This window comes from Leisingera sp. (assembly GCF_982940295.1).
In genome coordinates this window covers 80197-95943 of the sequence record NZ_CEYXRG010000015.1, presented here as the reverse complement: position 1 = coordinate 95943, position 15747 = coordinate 80197, and the positions used below count along the sequence as shown (strand labels likewise).

The window sequence follows — 15747 nt, the reverse complement described above, 5'->3', positions numbered from 1 at the left end:
TATCAGTTCTCGAGCAGCCGCGCCATCAACGCCTTGGCCTTTTCCGCCTTGTGCCTCTTGTGTTCGTCGGCGGCCATGGTCTCAACCGCATGCTTGCGCCCAAAAGCCTTACGCAGCTGATCCATGCTCCGCAGTTTTTGCGCAGTGGCTTTGGCCAGTTCCTGGTTCAGCTCCCGCCGGGCGCGTGTATGCCAGCCCTGCCAAAGAAGGTCCGCACCCAACGCCTTCATCGCTTGATCGCCATCGGCGTGCTCGCGCGCGGCCTGAACCTGATCATTCAGCTTGGCAAGCTGGCCGCGCAGCTGAGCCTCCCGAGCCAGAACAGGCTGAATTCTGGCGTGTTCCTGCATGTATTGCGCAGCGGTCACTGCTGCCATCTGATCCAGCATCTTCTGCTTCATGTAACCTGTCCTTTGGCACGCTGGCGCATCTCTTCGGCAAAGCGGATCGCCGCAGCGACAGGCGCATAGTGTTCTTCCAGAATCTCATCCCCGATCTCGATTGCCGCGTGCAGTGCCCGCGCGGTCGGCGGGTCGCTGTGGATCGGGATCGCATTTTCATTGGCAACACGCCGGATCGCCGCGGCAATTTCGTCGACACCCTTCGCAACACAGACCGGTGCGGCACCGGGCTCCCGGCTCCATTGCAGAGCAACCGCATAGTGCGTCGGGTTGACGATCACCACATCGGCCTTTGGCACATCGGCCAGCATCTGCCCCATCGCAATCTGCTGGCCGCGCTGGCGCCGCTGGCTCTTCATGTGCGGGTCACCTTCTGCGTCCTTCATCTCATCCTGGATTTCCTTGCGCGACATCATGTTCTTGCGGCGGTGCTCGGCATGCTGGAATGCCGCGTCGACGATCCCGATTGCCAGCGCGATGATAAGTGCCAGGAACAGAAACTCCATCGACAGCTGCGCGAGCATCATAACCACCGATTGGGGTCCAGTTCCGGAAGACGCAATCATCTCTGGCAGCCGATGGGAGAGGTAGATGCCTAGGCACACCGAATAGAGTGTCAGCTTTACAAAGCTTTTGAAAAACTCGAACAATCCGGAGCGGCCGAATTTGTTCTTAGCGTTTGAGACGATCGAGATCCGCGATAATTTCGGCTCCAGTTTGCTCGGCGCAAACACCAGCGCCCGCTGTCCGACAATCGACAGCAGCACAATAGCGAAAGGCACAAGAAACCATGGCAGCACCGGGCGGAAAGCACTGCCAATGAACCCTCCCACCGGCGCAGCGGCGGAGCCCTCGAAGAACAGCGGCGCCAGCCGGTCCGGCTGGTCCAGGTAGGCCATCAGCGCGGTGCCGATCCCTTCGACGCTGCTGCTGCCGGCCGCGTAAAAGGCGATAATCAGCCCTAGATAGGCGGCTGCCACCGACAAGTCTGTGGACTTGGCAACTTCACCTTTCTCCCGGGCCTTGCGGAGCTTCTGCTCCGTTGGCTCGAATGACTTGTCTGAGTCGTCGTCCTGGCCGCTCATGGCATCCCGCCCCCTGGATCGGCAAAGAAGGTCATCAAGGCCCGGGACCAGACATCCAGAATTACCGGGCTCCCGACCATAAGGATGAACAGCCCCATGAGAGTGATCACCGGTGCGCCAACCATGGCCACCATCAGCTGCGGCATCGCACGGTTTATCACGCCGAGCGCGAGGTTATAGATCACTGCGGTGATCACAAAGGGCGCTGCCAGCGTAAACGCCAGCGAAAAGCTTTGCGAGACACGGAAAACACCCCATTCTGTCAGCCCGGCCGCAACCGGAAACTGGCCCGCTGGGAACATCTGGTAAGAGCCGATCAGCAGTTCCGCCACCCGCACATGCAGACCCATCATGGTGGCGAGGGTCACGCCGGAGATCATCAGCACGGCGCCAAGCGCCGGCATCGGCTCTGCACCGATGCCGCCCAGCACCTGCGACAGCGAAGTGGCTTGCGCCGCCATCGTTCCTGCCGTCTGCAATGCCAGCACAAAGATCCGGACGCCAATGCCCATTGCCAGGCCAATGATGGCTTCAGTCACGGCAAAGCGGCCATAGGCCAGCACGTTGTCCGGTTCTGGAAATGGAGGCAGCGCCGGTGCCACTACGAAGGTAAAGGCCGCAGCGACCGCCAGCTTGACCCGCGTTGGGACGTAGAGTTCCCCCATCGCGGGTAATACTGACACCATCGCAGCAACTCGCAGGAAAACGATGGCAGCGTGCCAGAAGCCTGCCCCCAGCATCAGAACAAGCTCTGGCGGCAGAAAGTTCAGGTTCATGCCTGCACCATGCCAACGAGGGCAGGCCGCGCCTCCAGGCCGATTTCCTCGAACGACAGGACCGGATTGGTGATCCCGCGGGACTTCAGAATCGTCCTCAGATAGCGGCGGCGGCGGGTCGACGTAACCACTGCGGCGAACACGCCCTGATCGGTAATAGTCGAGAGCTTATCGCTCAGCCCGTCGGCAAGGCGGTTGAACAGATCCGGCGGCAGTGCGATGTCGAGCCCGGCGCCTTGCGCGTCGACTTGGTAGGTCGAAAACTTGTCCTCCCACTCCGGCGCAAGCTGGATCAGAGGAATGGTGCCGTCCTCGCGTTTCATCTCGGCCACCAGCTGGAAGCCGAGGCGCTGGCGCACGTGCTCGCAGATCAGCTCAGGCTGCGTGGTATGCAAGCGCGCCTCTGCAATCGATTCCAGAATCAAAGGCATGTTCCGGATCGACACTCTCTCCTCCAGCAGCAGCCGCAGAACCGCATGCAGCGTATCCATCGGCACCTTGTCCGGCACCAGCGCATCCAGCAGCTTGCGGTTCGCCTCGGCGCGGAAGCTGTCGGTAAGCTGTGTCATTTCGTCAAGCAGCCGGCGCAGGGACTTGAGCGTCAGCAGTCTGCTGAAGTTCTGCTTAATTATCTCCAGCAGGTGGGTCGCCAGGATTTCCGGCGGCGTGACCACGGTTGCGCCGGCCAGCGCCGCCTGCTCCTGTGCCTTGGCGGAAATCCAGCGCGCCGGGGCACCGTAGACCGGCTCCGTCACGTCCGCGCCGGCGGGCAAAGCATCATGGTTGTCCGGCATCAGCGCCAGGACCATATCGGGATGCAGGGTGCCGCGCACCTGTTCGACACCCTGCACCTTGATCACATAGGTGCCCCGCTCGAGATCGTGCTGATCGGTCAGGCGGATCTCCGGCAGGATCAGGCCGAATGTCGTGGCGATGTGGGACCGCATGTTTGCGATCCGCGCATCAAGCCCAGTGCCATGGTCCAACACCATGCTGACCAGATCGGGTGCGAACTCCAGATGCAGATCGTCGAGATCCAGAATGTCGCCCAGCGGCCGCGCGGCAGAAGGATCGGAGACCTCCTCGATTTTTTCCTCGATCTCGGCTTCTTCATCGTCCTGTTTCTTCTTGGCCATCCGGAACGCCGTGTAACCCAGAACTCCCCCTCCGATTACAAAGGGCAAAAACGGCAACCCCGGCACCAGCGCAAACAGAACCATCAGCACGGCAACGGTGGTCAATGCTGCGGGATGCCGGCCGAACTGTTCGAACAATGCGGTGTCGGTCGCACCCGTGGTGCCGCCGCGCGCCAGCAGCAATGCGGCCGCAATCGAAATAATCACCGAGGGGATCTGCGATACCAGGCCATCGCCTACGGTCAGAATAGCATAGGTCTCAAACGCGGCCCCAACCGGCATGCCGTGGACCAGCACCCCCATGATCAGCCCCATGACGAGGTTCAGCAGGGTAATCAACAGACCGGCAATGGCGTCGCCCTTGACGAACTTCGACGCACCATCCAGCGAACCGAAGAAGGTCGTTTCTTGCTGGTCGCGCTCGCGCCGTTCCTTGGCGGTCTGGTGATCGATGGCACCTGCAGACATATCGGCGTCAATGGCGAGCTGCTTGCCGGGCATTCCGTCCAGGGCAAAACGGGCACCCACCTCGGCCATCCTGGCGGCGCCCTTGGTGATCACCATGAAGTTAACGATCAAAAGTACCCCAAAGACCACCAGGCCAAGGAACACGCTGCCGCCCATAACGAACTGGGCAAACCCTTCGATCACGTTACCCGCAGCATCGGTGCCGGAGTGGCCTTGACCGATGATCAGCTTAGTGGAGGAGACGTTCAGCGACAGGCGCAGCATAAGCGAGGCCAAAAGAACCGTCGGGAAGGAGGAGAAATCCAGCGGCCGTTCGATGAACAGCGTGATGGTGAAGATCAGAATTGCAAGCGCAAATGAAGCCGCCAGCCCGACGTCCAGCACCCAGGCCGGCATAGGCAGGATCATCATTACGATGATCGCCATCAGCGCCAGCGCCAGCAGGACAGTGGGGCTGAAAAGTTGTTCTGTCGTCAGCTTAGGCACAGTTTCGGCCCCATTTATTAATGTTTTTCAATTGATTGAAAATCTCACTGGGCGCCACAGCCAGAAACGGCAGCCATCCGGATGTTAGCCAGTCAGCAGCCCGCTCGGTGCCGGCTGGCATCGACCCGGCGGCTGCCTCTGCAAGCCATCCGGAATTAACCTTGGAGAAATGTGTGAGAGTGGCACCAGTGGCGCCAATAGCCTCGCGTGCCCTGTGCGTTGCGCGCGGACTCGGCCCTTGCAGGCAAAGTTTAAAGTTGTTTTCCGGCATTCTGCCCGTTCCAGATCAGGATTCACCCGTTACCCAGTTTACCGGCAGCCAGTTGACAAAGTGTTATCAGCAGAACGCAAAGGCCGCCCCGGGCGGGACGGCCAGAACACAGTAAACCGAATGCCGGATCACTGACTTTCTTCAGGTGCGTCCAGTGTTGTGCCGACCTGGTTCAGCAAGTCGGCGATACCGCCCCGCGTCCCCTCGCTGCTCTCCACCAGTGCCCGCGCATATGCCAGCGGCGGCAGATTATCCGGATCCTGGACGGTTTCACCGATTTTTGTGGTGACAGAGGCGACAGTTCCGAATTGCGCCCCTTCCTCCGGCTTGATTTCCTCGATCACTCCCAGATCCTCAGAGTGCCAGAAACCGCGGGCGGCTGCATCCTTGTCATCCTCGGCCAGGAGATACTCCCCAGCACGGGCATACTCGCCATTGCGCCAAAGAGCCTCGGCGCGCAGGCGGTTGGCCCGGGATCCTTCAAGCCCCATCAACTCAACCAACGCCCGATGCGGTTTATCCTGCGCCAGCGCAGCTTCGGCCATCATAAGACGGCGGGCCTCATCTTCCGGCGCCAGCGACAGCTTGTTGAGCAGCACCAGAGCCTGGTCCGCAAACCCAAGGTCCAGTAACCGGCGGGCCACCGGCACGGCGACCGGGGCAGCCTCAGCTGCCGTGGCCTGCCCTGCGAAGACCAGCCCGTACTGCAGGAAAGTCACATCGTCCGCGCGTTCAGCCAGCAGCAGCATCAGCGGCTCCAGCGCAGCGGCCCTGGCACCTGGGCCATCACGTTCCGTCAGGCCCTTGAGCTCATGAAACGCGTCCTGGAACTGCCCCATAAGCGCCAGAGAAGATACCTGGGCTTTACGCAGCTCAGCGCCCAGCTCCGTCTCCCGGTTCTCCAGTTCATAAGAGGCAATCAGATCCGGCACATCCGGCGAAAGCGCCTTGCGCTCCTTTACGCTGAGGGCCACCAGATCAATCAGCGCGGCCGGTGCATTGCCGGTACGCTCCGCGACTTCGCTCGTCAGCTCTTCGGCCACCTTCTCAGAATCACCTTCCAATTCGGCAATTGCCGCCTCAGCCAGGTTGATTTCCGGCACGTCCTCAATTCCAGTCCGGTCCACGGCACGCAGCACCGCTTCCGCCACATGATGATCGCCAGCTTCGGCAAACATCTTGCTGACCCGCGGCCCCAGATGAACCCGCAGATGGGTCGGCATCTTCGAGAACGCCTGCTGAATAGCATCGGTATCGGCGCCTTTCTTGACCGCACCGTCAGCCAGAACTCCCCAGAGGGCGCTGCTTCCTTCGCAGCCCTGCTGCGCTGAGAAGGGATGCTGCGGTGGCAGCTCCGCACCATCCATCAGCAGAGCCATGGCCGTCAGCAAGGCAGCCTCCGCGCCGTCCCGGTCCCCGGGCGGCAAGATTGCCAGCATGGACCGGGCTTCCGCTCCGAAGCCGAAATAGAGATAGATCCGTGCCAGCGCAAAGACGCCCGCCGGGTTGATGTCGTCGAACTCGCGGACCAGCGCGCTGCGCAGCGGACCAATCTGGTCGGAAAACGGGCTGTCGGAGCCCCAAGTGCTGATGGCCACTGCGTTGTCAGGCAAACAATGAGATGCCTCGGGACTGCCATCGCTAAGAACGGCCATCAGTCCGGTTTCACGGTCAATTGCGGAAGTCACGGAGATATGGTCGAGCGGGTTCAGGGGCCTATCCGAACGTCCGAGAGGATCCAGCCCGGCCGCTGCTTCCGCGGCGGGCAGCCCGTCCGCGGCCACGCTCACCAGGCCCTGGTTCGCCGCGCGTCCAATCTGCTGCAGCAACCGCTGCTCGGACTCTTTGACCACCGCAGCGCGCTCGGTTTCCGCCAGATTGATAAGCGCCCCGGTCTGTGGCTGCGCCTGCGGGACGTCTTCGGTGATGCCTTCCGCGTCCACGCGGTAGCTGCTTCCGTCGAGCGGCAAAACGATATCCTCTGCTGCCGGTTCTTCGGACGCAGCAGATTCAGGCGCAAGATCCAGCGCCTGGTTGTCTTCTTGAGGCCGTATTGTACTCCCCGGATCAGACCGCCCCGCTACTGCGGCGGCCAAGGCCGTCCGCGCATCCGCTGAGGCCGACTGAGAGAAACTGAACCGGTAGCCGGTGCCCGAAGCCGGCGTGGTCACCGGAAGAATGCTGCCTGCCGTGGAATATTGCGGCTGCTGCGCCGGTTTACCGCCATCGCGGATATCGACCACCAGATAGCCATCCTCCTGCACATAGGAGGTTACCGTGCACTCGCACCCCAATTGCAGCCGCAGCGGCTGGCCCGGTCCATTCTGTCTGAGGGATTGCAGCCGGGTGCGGGGAATCAGGTTGAAGACCCGGGTTGTATCAAAGACCACCTCAGGCGCGTCAATGTTGACCGTCGCCGTATTGCCGCTTTGGGTCAACGACCAGTCCGCGCCGTTCGGAAGGCGCATCACCAGGCGCGTGAACCCCTTGTGTTCGCCCGAGCGGGTCACAATGGTCTGCGCCTGGGCAGTGGCGGCTGTCAGGACAACAGCCGTCGTGGCAAGTGCTCGCCAGATCATGCTGCGTCCTGTTTCACCGATTTCAGGGCTTCTTCCAGCTCCGAGAAGCCGGGGCGGAAATGCGACGGGGTATTCTGGCGGCCGACTTCAATGCAGATAGCTGCTGCGTGATTGTGCAGATTGGCCACCAGCACCTCGCGGATGAGCTGGTAGAAGTGTGCATCTTCCTCGACCACGGTCTTCACCTTGCCGGCAAAGGGCGCCGCAAGACAGTAAGCCAGAAAGATGCCCAGGAAGGTCCCCACAAGAGCGCCGCCGATCATCTTGCCGAGAACCTCTGGCGGCTGGTCGATCGATCCCATGGTCTTGATCACACCGAGAACCGCCGCAACGATCCCAAGCGCGGGAAGGCCGTCAGCCAGGGTCTGCAGCGCATGGCTGCCGTGCATGGCATGGTGATGATTCGCCTCGATCCGCTTCTCAAGCACCTCTTCCACCTGATGCGGATCGTCATAGTTCATCGATGCCGAACGCATGGTATCGCAGATCAGGTTCACCGCTTCCTTGTCTCCCAGGATCTTGGGGTATTTGTTGAAAACAGAGGAATTTTCCGGGTCTTCGATGTGCTGTTCAACTTCGACCGGGTTCGCGCGCGCAATCCGGATCAGGGCGAACAGCAGACACAGCAAGTCGCGGTAGTCATCCGGCTTCCACTTGGGGCCCTTGAACACCTTGCCGACATCCTTGAGCGTGTGCTTGATGCCCCCCATGTCGTTGCTGATCAGGAAGGTGCCAACAGCCGCCCCGCCAATCATCATCATTTCAAATGGCAGCGCCTTAATGATGATCGCCAGTTTGCCGCCGGCCAGAAGGTATCCGCCGAACACCATGGCAAAGATAACCACAATGCCTACAATCCCGATCATAGGTCCACTCCGAATTCCGTTGGTTTTTATTAGTTTAGACGAGTCGTCCTAAGGAAAGACTAAGCCCGCGCGCCCAACTCATTCCGTGGGCACAGCTCCGTTCCGTCCGGCCAGGACAACGCTGATGGTGTAAGCCGCCTCCGGGCTGAGCCCCGCCATGATTCCTGCCGCGGCCTCCGGCTGCATCCGGGCGAGGAAGCCAGCCGCAAACGCAGGATCCATTTCCTCGAATAGGGCTGCAGCCTCCTTGGGCTTCATTTGCTCATAGACAGAGGTCAGACGCGTCACATCCGCCTCAGTCGCACCGTCAGCCAGTGCCAGGGTCGCGCGCAGCTTCTCTTCCGCCTGCTCCAGCGCCGCCAACTTCTTGTCGATCGCCTGATCAGCGATTTCCAGCGCCTTCATCCGGTCCTGAATCTCCGCTTCCCGGGCAGCCAATGCCTGTTCCCGCTCCTGGAATGCGGCCAGCATCGTCTGCAGCTCGGCCGAAGTCGGCATGGATTCGCGGTGCGGCTCGCCCTTGTGTGCCTGCTCTTCGCCACCCGGCTCCTTCAAGCTGGCCACTTCACGGGCAATTGCCGGCCCGGCTTCCAGGCCCAGCCGCACCGCTGCAGAGCCCATGAGCAGAACCGCCAGCATCATCAGTGTGCTGCCACGCCGCAAATGCTTGGATTTCTTCGCTGCCTTTGCCATCACGCCACCCGGTTCTGGCTGCGGTTATGGCGGACAAACATCAAGCCGGAGGGTTTGCTCTCTTCCTGTTTCTCCTCTGCCGGTTGCGCTTCAGCCTCATAGGCAGCTGCCATTTCCTCATCTTCCGCAGCGGGCTCTGGCGCTGGTACCGCAGCGTCGGCTTCGTCAATGTCATGCATCGACGCCATCATCAGCTCCAGACGTTGCGCGACCGTTTCGGCCCGGCCCGTCAGCTGCTGCAGCGCCTTGCTGGAGCCATCCGACACCTCCTGCGCCGCCTGCAATGATTTGTTGAGATCATCCACTTGGGCGGACAGAACGGCAACTGCACCACCCACGCCCTTCTCCAGATCATTGAACCGCTTGAGACGGCGCGACAGCACCAGACAATAGAATCCGGCGCCCAGCGCCCCGGCCGCAAGCAGGATATCAGCAATAATGTCCATCCTGTCCTCCTAGTTCAGTACGAAATCCATGATCAGCAGATCGCGCACCCGGCCCTGGCCGGTGGCAATGTTGATCCGCCGCAGCATCTGCGCTCTCAGTTTCGGCAGAGCCATCGGATCGGTCAGATCCTCAAGCTCCAGTGCTCTCAGGTAGCTGTTCAGGACATCGACAACCCGCGGGAGGATTTTCTCGACCTCGGCCTGGTGCGCCAGGTCGACCTCAAGCTGCGCGCGGAACCGCAAGTGCTTGATACCGCTGGCTTTGCGCAGGGTAATCACAATTGGGTCCATTTCGATGAAGGCAAGATTGGCGATATCCTCCGCCGTCTCACCAGTGTCCACGCCTTCTGGCGCCTCTTCGGCCGCAGCCGCCGGTTCCGGCGCTGCTTTCTGACCAAAGGGAAGAAGGCCTGACTGAACGGCAAAGAATCCGCCGCCGCCGCCAACCAGTGCCAGCACCACCCCGATGATGAGGGGCAGTTTGCTTTTCTTGGCCGGGGCTTCTGCTTCTGTATCTACTGCAGCGTCTGTCATGGCTATCCCTAAAACGTCGTGCAGCATCTTCATAACCTGCGAGAAACTAACCGAATGTTAAGGCCGATCCGTCAAAAGGGTTGCACGCCGGACAGAACGCCGGTGCGACGGAGGTTAATGTGCAGCAGATCAAGAATGTCTGGGCAGAGATGGACATGCGAAAGCGTCTGATTGCCGTGGGTGCCACGGTAATTATGATTCTCAGCGTCATCGCGATGTCCCATGTGGCAAGCAAGCCATCAATGACACTGCTATATGCCGGGCTGGAAAGCGGCTCGGCCGGAGATGTGGTGCGGGCGCTGGAACAGCGCGGCACCCAGTATGAAGTGCGTGGCGGCTCTATCTATGTGCCGTCGACGCAGCGTGACGAACTGCGGATGACGTTGGCAAGCGAGGGCCTTCCGGCCAATGGCGGCAAAGGGTATGAGCTGCTCGATTCGCTCAGCGGCTTTGGCACCACCTCGCAGATGTTCGACGCCGCCTACTGGCGTGCCAAGGAAGGCGAACTGGCCCGCACCATTGTCGCCAGCCCGCATGTCAGCCAGGCCCGGGTGCATATCGCCAACACAGGTTCGAATCCCTTCCAGCGCACGGTTGAGCCAACCGCATCGGTCTCCATCGTGCCCATGGGTTCCCCGATCACGCCTGCGCAGGCCAACGCAATCCGTTTCCTGGTGTCCTCCGCTGTCACCGGCCTTGCGGTGGAAAATGTTGCCGTGATCGATGCCAATGGCGCTCTGATCGGGTCGTCGGATGCCACCGCTGCAGCCGGTGCCGGCACCGATGACCGCTCCCAGATGATTCGCGAACGTGTCATGCGCCTTGTCGAGGCCCGCGTCGGCCAAGGCAACGCCGTGGTCGAGGTCAGTGTCGAAACCGTAACCGACACAGAATCCATTCGCGAAAAGCGCGTGGATCCCAAAAGCAGGGTCGCGGTTAGCACCGATGTCGAGGAACGCGCCGATTCTTCCACCAATCAGGCGGGTGAAGTCACCGTTGCCTCCAATATTCCCGATGGTGACGCCGCCTCCGGCCAAGGGTCCAAGGCCAATACCAGCGCAACCCGCGAGCGGATCAATTATGAGATCTCCGAGACAGAAAAAGAGATCCTCCGTGGACCCGGCGCCATTAAGCGCCTGACTGTCGCCGTCCTCGTGAATGGCACAGCAATCACCAACGCTGCTGGGGAAACAGTCTTCCAGCCCCGGCCGGAAGACGAACTCGCCGCAATGCGGGAACTGATTTCCGCAGCCGTCGGCTTTGACGAGGATCGTGGAGACGTCATTACCCTTAAGTCCATGGAGCTGCCGGCGGTGGAGCCGCAGGGCACGGTGGCCACGGCCTCCTTCTTCGACAATCTCTACTTCGACGCTATGTCGCTGATCCAGATCGGCGCGCTGGCTCTCGTCAGCCTGATCCTGGGCCTCTTCGTGGTGCGGCCGATCCTGTCGAATCAAGCCGCGCCGGTGGCAGCGCTGCCAAGCCCCGAAGGAGGCGACCTGCCTGGTTTGCCCGGCGTTGGCGGCGACGGTTTCATGACCGCTCCGGACCTGGGCGCGGGGCTCGCGCTTGATGGTGAAATCGAAAACAACGAAACCGGGCAGTTCGAACCGATGGGCGGCCTGCCGGCTATGGGCACGGGCGACATGATGGGCGCCGCCGGGCTGCCGGCCTTGGGCGGCGGCATGGATGATCCCGTCGACCGGCTGCGTAACCTGATTGGTGAGCGGCAGGAGGAAACCGTCCAGATCCTGCGCGGCTGGCTGGAAGAAAATAGGGAGCAAGCCTGATGACAATTGCGCATTTGCTTGAAGATTTCGGGTTCGACACACCGGCGGCCCCGGTGCTGCCGACGGTGTCCGAAGAGGTCATCGAAGAACAGCGGCTGGCCTCCTTTGAGAAGGGTTACAGCGCCGGCTGGGACGACGCCGTGACCGCCAAGGATCAGGAAACCATCCGGATATCCACTGAGCTGGCCAACTCTCTGGAAGATCTGAGTTTTACCTATCACGAGGCGCAGAGCCAGCTGCTCGATTCGCTGGATCCGATGTTCAAAGTGCTGACCAGTGCCATACTGCCGGATGCCATGGCTGCCTCCTTCGGGCACCACATCGTCGATCAGCTTGCCGGAATGGCGAAAGGGCAGACCGACCAGCCGATGCAAATCGTGGTTTCTCCGGGCGAAGGGGCGCCTGTACGCAGCCTGCTGCCGCAGAACTTCTCTGTTCCGGTGACCGTTCGGGAAGACAGCGCGCTGTCTTCCGGCCAAGCCTATCTGAGCGTCGGCAGCACCGAATGCGAAATCAATTGCGATGCCCTTCTCGAATCGATCCAGGATTCGATTGAGGCCTTCACCTACCACGCGAAAGAGGACAGCCAGTATGGATGACGCCGCCGACCTGAACATGAAAGCCGCTGATGCAAACAACCCCTTTGTTTCGGTTCCCGTCGAAGTGGTTGTTTCGGTCGGCAAGGCCCGGCCGCTGATCCGAGATCTGGTCAGCCTGGGTGAAAATGCGATCCTGACGCTCGACAAACGGGTCGAAGACCCTGTCGACCTCTATGTCGGGGACCGGCTGGTCGCCCGCGGCCAGTTGGAAGAGCTGGAAGGCGAGCAAGCAGGCCAATTGGCCGTACGCCTGACGGAAATTGCCGATCTGCAAAGCGGTTTGGGATGACACACAAGACGATTGTGCGGGCGGCCCTGGTTTCAGCGCTTCTGCTGGCCTTGCCGCAAACCGCCCTGGCTCAAGAATTGAGCCTTTCGCTGGCAGACGGCGAGTCGATTTCGGCCCGCTCAATCCAGCTGATCCTTCTGATTACCGTGCTCAGCCTGGCCCCCGGCCTGCTGATCATGGTTACCTGCTTTCCATTCCTAGTGACGGTGTTGTCGATCCTGCGCCAGGGCATCGGGCTGCAGCAGGCGCCGCCGAACATGCTGATCATCAGCCTGGCGCTGTTCCTGACCTATTTTGTGATGGAGCCGGTCTTTACCGAGGCCTGGAGCACCGGAATCAACCCGCTGCTGGAGGAGCGGCTTGAACCGGGCGAGGCCATCACCCGCAGCCTGGAACCATTCCGGGCGTTTATGGCCAACCGTCTGGATCCGGACACGTTTTATGCCATTGCTGATCTCAGACCGGAAACTCAGGGCATGGACCCGGTGCCAGAAGCGCCGCTGTCCGCACTGATCCCGAGCTTCCTGCTGTCGGAAATTGCACGCGCCTTTCAGATCGGTTTTCTGGTCTTTCTGCCCTTCCTGGTGATCGACCTTGTGGTCGCCGCCATCCTGATGTCGATGGGTATGATGATGGTGCCACCGGCCATCGTGTCCCTGCCGTTCAAACTGGCGTTCTTTGTTGTCGCCGATGGCTGGAGCCTGATCGCCACCGCGCTTGTTCGCAGCTACTACCCCTAAACATCTGAACCCACACACTAGGAATAGCCCGGACACATCATGTGCCCGGGCTTTTTCCTGTGCGGGCACTCTTGCCGTTGCCAGAAACTGGTGCTCCTTGAAAGCCGAAGGGGGGGTTGAGTTGCATGAGGTCCGGCACTGCGCAGGTCCGGCCCTCTGGCCGCTCGCTCCGCCCGCCGCGGAAAGTGGCCAGACGCTTCCGTCCCCTCAAGCACAGCCGCTTGTCTGAAGTGGGCAAGGAAAATGCGCGCTCGGTCACCACTGCAAGTCCCGATAAATGCCCAAAGCTCTTTGATAGTTTGCCTCCTGCCCTTGCTGCGCTCCGAGAGCCTGCAAGCAAACATCCAGCACTGGGCCTGAGCGCTATTCACAGCCAAGTGAGCGCCGGAGACGAGTGGTTTAGGGAAAAGCAAAGAAATACCCCGGCTTCAGCAGATGAAGCCGGGGCGTGTTCCGTCGGAACTGGTGCGCGTGTCAGCGGACAACGAACTCCGCGTGCAGGGCCCCTGCGGCCTTGAGGCTCTTTAGAATGTCGATCATGTCCCGCGGAGACACTCCCAGGGCATTCAAGCCTGCCACAACTTCTGAAAGCGAGGTTGTTTCGGGCACTTCCGCCAGTTGGATCCCCTCCTCTTCCTCGATGGCGGCACCGGTTCTGGGCACCACAACCGTTTCACCATCTGCAAAGGGATTGGGCTGAACAACCAGCGGCGTCTCTTCGATCCGAAGGGTGAGGTTCCCCTGGGCAACAGCCACGCGGGAAATCCGCACGTCGCTGCCCATCACGATGGTGCCGGAGCGCTGGTCGACCACCACCCGCGCCTTGCGCTGTGGCTCAACCAAGATGTTTTCAATCCTGCCCACCGCATGCGCTGTGGAACGTGTATTGGTTCGGCGAATGTCGACTTCGACCGTCCCGGAATCGCGCATCAAGGCAACGTTGCGGCCAAATTCGTTGTTGATCGCCCGCTCGATCCGCCCGGCAGTGGTAAAGTCCGGCTCCCGCAGCGCCAGCCGCATAGAGCTCAGCGAAGCCAGGTCAAAATCGATCTCCCGCTCGACACGCGCACCGGCCGGGATCACGCCAGCCGTCGGCACCCCCTGGGTAACCGTGGCGGCTTCACCTTCAGCCACCGCACCGCCAGCCAGGATCGTCCCCTGGGCAACGGCATAAATCTGGCCATCCGCGGCATTCAGAGGTGTCATGATCAGCGTGCCGCCCATCAGGCTTTTGGAATCGCCGATGGCCGACACTGTCACATCAATAGTGCTGCCGACGCGGGCAAAGGGCGGCAGGGTCGCCGTCACAAAAACCGCCGCGACGTTCTTGGGCCGGAACTGCTCGCCAGTCACGTTGACGCCAAGCCGCTCCAGAATGTTGGACATGATTTCTTCGGTGAACGGCGAATTCCGCAGTCCGTCGCCGGTGCCATCCAGGCCGACAACCAAACCGTAGCCGACCAGGTCATTGCCGCGAACCCCGTCGAATTCCACCAGATCTTTGAGCCGGATGGTGCTTGCCTGCGCCACCACAGGCAGCAGAAACAGGCAAGCGAGTAAGAGACGCAAGAAACCCATCATGAGATGTACTTCAGCAAGGACAGCTGCGAGCTGCGGGCTGTGATAGTGTACAGTCCTTCCAGCTGCGTTTGCGCTTCTTGCAGCCGGGTATAGGTCTCATAAGGGTCGGCTGATACCAGATTGTTTTTGACAATGCTCAGGCTGGTTTTCGAAGCCTCGTTGCGGGTGTTGACCGCCTCGAGCTGGCCTTCGATGAACCCTACATCGGCTTGGAGATCAATCAGCTTATCCGCGCTTTCAGCCAGCTCGCTGCTGGCCTCGATAACCAAGTCGATCCGCACGTCATCGGTCAGGCCGAGGCTGGGTTCATCCGCCAGAGCAGTGATTACATAACTCTGCAGGGCATGCTTGAGGTTGTCATCATCGGCGCGGATGCCCAGGGTCACCTGTTCTCCCTCGCCAACAGTAACCGGCTGAAGCGACGTCGTGGAGCCGCGGTACATTACGGTGTCAAAGCCGGCAGGATCGTCGAACCAGTCCTTGACGGCCTGGATGATGCCATTGCTGGTTGTCAGCCCTGCGACTTCCGCGAGCGCGGCAGTCATCAAAGTGCTGGCGTCATTCAGAGGTTTGGTGTCCGTCGCCGTGCCCGCAAAGATCGTCCGCCCCCCGACTGAGGTGTTCATCAGGTTGATGGCGCTGGACATTCGCTGCTTGGCCTGGCTGCCGAACTGCTGCGCGTTATCCGTGTCAATCGCGGGCGACAGCCTCAGGATGTCGTTGCGCATCGCCTCCACCTGGCTGTGCACTTTATCAAGGCTGCCTTGCGTGGCGGTGGCAAACAACTGCACTTCTCCATTGGCAACCATATAGCTGTCGATCCTGTTCAGCGAGCTCTCGAGATCTGCAAGATAAGTGAAATCGCCGCCGAGCCGCTCGCTCAAGTTGGACGATTTACCGGTGGCAAACTCTTCGGACAGGGTGGTGACGTTTTCCTTCAGTTCCGTATTACGGCTGCGGAGAAAGAGGTGCTGCGCCATATCGCCGTATGAATTCAAAATCATGGG

Annotated in this window: 15 protein-coding genes; 4 read left to right on the top strand and 11 right to left on the bottom strand. The window is 60.8% G+C overall.

Going from position 1 to position 15747, the window contains the following annotated elements; all coding sequences use genetic code 11:
- Positions 1-2 precede the first annotated feature (2 nt).
- The 9 genes from AC4HIX_RS14450 to AC4HIX_RS14410 all read right to left on the bottom strand — a co-directional run bounded on the left by AC4HIX_RS14450 (position 3) and on the right by AC4HIX_RS14410 (position 9741).
- Positions 3-401, bottom strand: a complete 399-nt coding sequence (locus tag AC4HIX_RS14450; protein WP_475048758.1) for a hypothetical protein — start codon at positions 399-401, stop codon at positions 3-5.
- Positions 398-1486 carry a flagellar type III secretion system protein FlhB gene (gene flhB / locus AC4HIX_RS14445; protein WP_475048755.1) on the bottom strand — a complete coding sequence of 363 codons (1089 nt, stop codon included), beginning with the start codon at positions 1484-1486 and terminating at the stop codon, positions 398-400. Before flhB ends, AC4HIX_RS14450 begins: the two co-directional genes overlap by 4 nt.
- Positions 1483-2262, bottom strand: coding sequence for a flagellar biosynthetic protein FliR (locus AC4HIX_RS14440; protein ID WP_490399463.1), 780 nt, complete (start codon positions 2260-2262; stop codon positions 1483-1485). The genes flhB and AC4HIX_RS14440 overlap by 4 nt, the downstream gene beginning before the upstream one ends.
- Positions 2259-4292, bottom strand: coding sequence for a flagellar biosynthesis protein FlhA (gene flhA, locus AC4HIX_RS14435; protein WP_490399478.1), 2034 nt, complete (start codon positions 4290-4292; stop codon positions 2259-2261). Before flhA ends, AC4HIX_RS14440 begins: the two co-directional genes overlap by 4 nt.
- Before the next feature lie 459 nt (positions 4293-4751).
- Complete coding sequence (locus AC4HIX_RS14430; RefSeq protein WP_490399462.1) at positions 4752-7202, bottom strand: hypothetical protein; 2451 nt, start codon at positions 7200-7202, stop codon at positions 4752-4754.
- The gene (gene motA / locus AC4HIX_RS14425; RefSeq protein ID WP_475040211.1) at positions 7199-8068 is read right to left on the bottom strand and encodes a flagellar motor stator protein MotA; all 870 of its coding nucleotides are present in this window, start codon (positions 8066-8068) and stop codon (positions 7199-7201) included. Before motA ends, AC4HIX_RS14430 begins: the two co-directional genes overlap by 4 nt.
- Before the next feature lie 78 nt (positions 8069-8146).
- A complete protein-coding gene (locus AC4HIX_RS14420; RefSeq protein ID WP_475048747.1) occupies positions 8147-8761 on the bottom strand; it encodes a MotE family protein in 615 nt (204 codons plus the stop codon).
- Entirely contained in the window at positions 8761-9207 is a 447-nt protein-coding gene (locus AC4HIX_RS14415; protein ID WP_490399461.1) for a hypothetical protein, read from the bottom strand. Before AC4HIX_RS14415 ends, AC4HIX_RS14420 begins: the two co-directional genes overlap by 1 nt.
- 9 nt (positions 9208-9216) lie before the next feature.
- Complete coding sequence (locus AC4HIX_RS14410; RefSeq protein ID WP_490399460.1) at positions 9217-9741, bottom strand: flagellar basal body-associated FliL family protein; 525 nt, start codon at positions 9739-9741, stop codon at positions 9217-9219.
- 119 nt (positions 9742-9860) lie between these two features.
- Between AC4HIX_RS14410 and fliF the strand changes: the two genes are divergently transcribed.
- Genes fliF through fliP form a run of 4 tightly spaced genes read left to right on the top strand, consistent with a single transcriptional unit; the run spans position 9861 to position 13159 of the window.
- On the top strand, positions 9861-11531 hold the full coding sequence (gene fliF, locus AC4HIX_RS14405) for a flagellar basal-body MS-ring/collar protein FliF (protein WP_490399459.1): 1671 nt from the start codon (positions 9861-9863) through the stop codon (positions 11529-11531).
- Complete coding sequence (locus AC4HIX_RS14400; RefSeq protein WP_490399458.1) at positions 11531-12130, top strand: FliH/SctL family protein; 600 nt, start codon at positions 11531-11533, stop codon at positions 12128-12130. The genes fliF and AC4HIX_RS14400 overlap by 1 nt, the downstream gene beginning before the upstream one ends.
- On the top strand, positions 12123-12419 hold the full coding sequence (locus tag AC4HIX_RS14395; RefSeq protein WP_259967947.1) for a FliM/FliN family flagellar motor C-terminal domain-containing protein: 297 nt from the start codon (positions 12123-12125) through the stop codon (positions 12417-12419). The genes AC4HIX_RS14400 and AC4HIX_RS14395 overlap by 8 nt, the downstream gene beginning before the upstream one ends.
- A complete protein-coding gene (gene fliP, locus AC4HIX_RS14390; protein ID WP_475048735.1) occupies positions 12416-13159 on the top strand; it encodes a flagellar type III secretion system pore protein FliP in 744 nt (247 codons plus the stop codon). Before AC4HIX_RS14395 ends, fliP begins: the two co-directional genes overlap by 4 nt.
- 474 nt (positions 13160-13633) lie before the next feature.
- Here the strand turns inward: fliP and AC4HIX_RS14385 are convergent, their stop codons facing one another.
- Positions 13634-14740: a flagellar basal body P-ring protein FlgI gene (locus tag AC4HIX_RS14385; RefSeq protein WP_475048733.1), complete on the bottom strand. Its 1107-nt coding sequence runs from the start codon at positions 14738-14740 to the stop codon at positions 13634-13636.
- Positions 14737-15744: a flagellin gene (locus tag AC4HIX_RS14380; RefSeq protein WP_490399457.1), complete on the bottom strand. Its 1008-nt coding sequence runs from the start codon at positions 15742-15744 to the stop codon at positions 14737-14739. The genes AC4HIX_RS14385 and AC4HIX_RS14380 overlap by 4 nt, the downstream gene beginning before the upstream one ends.
- Positions 15745-15747 lie beyond the last annotated feature (3 nt).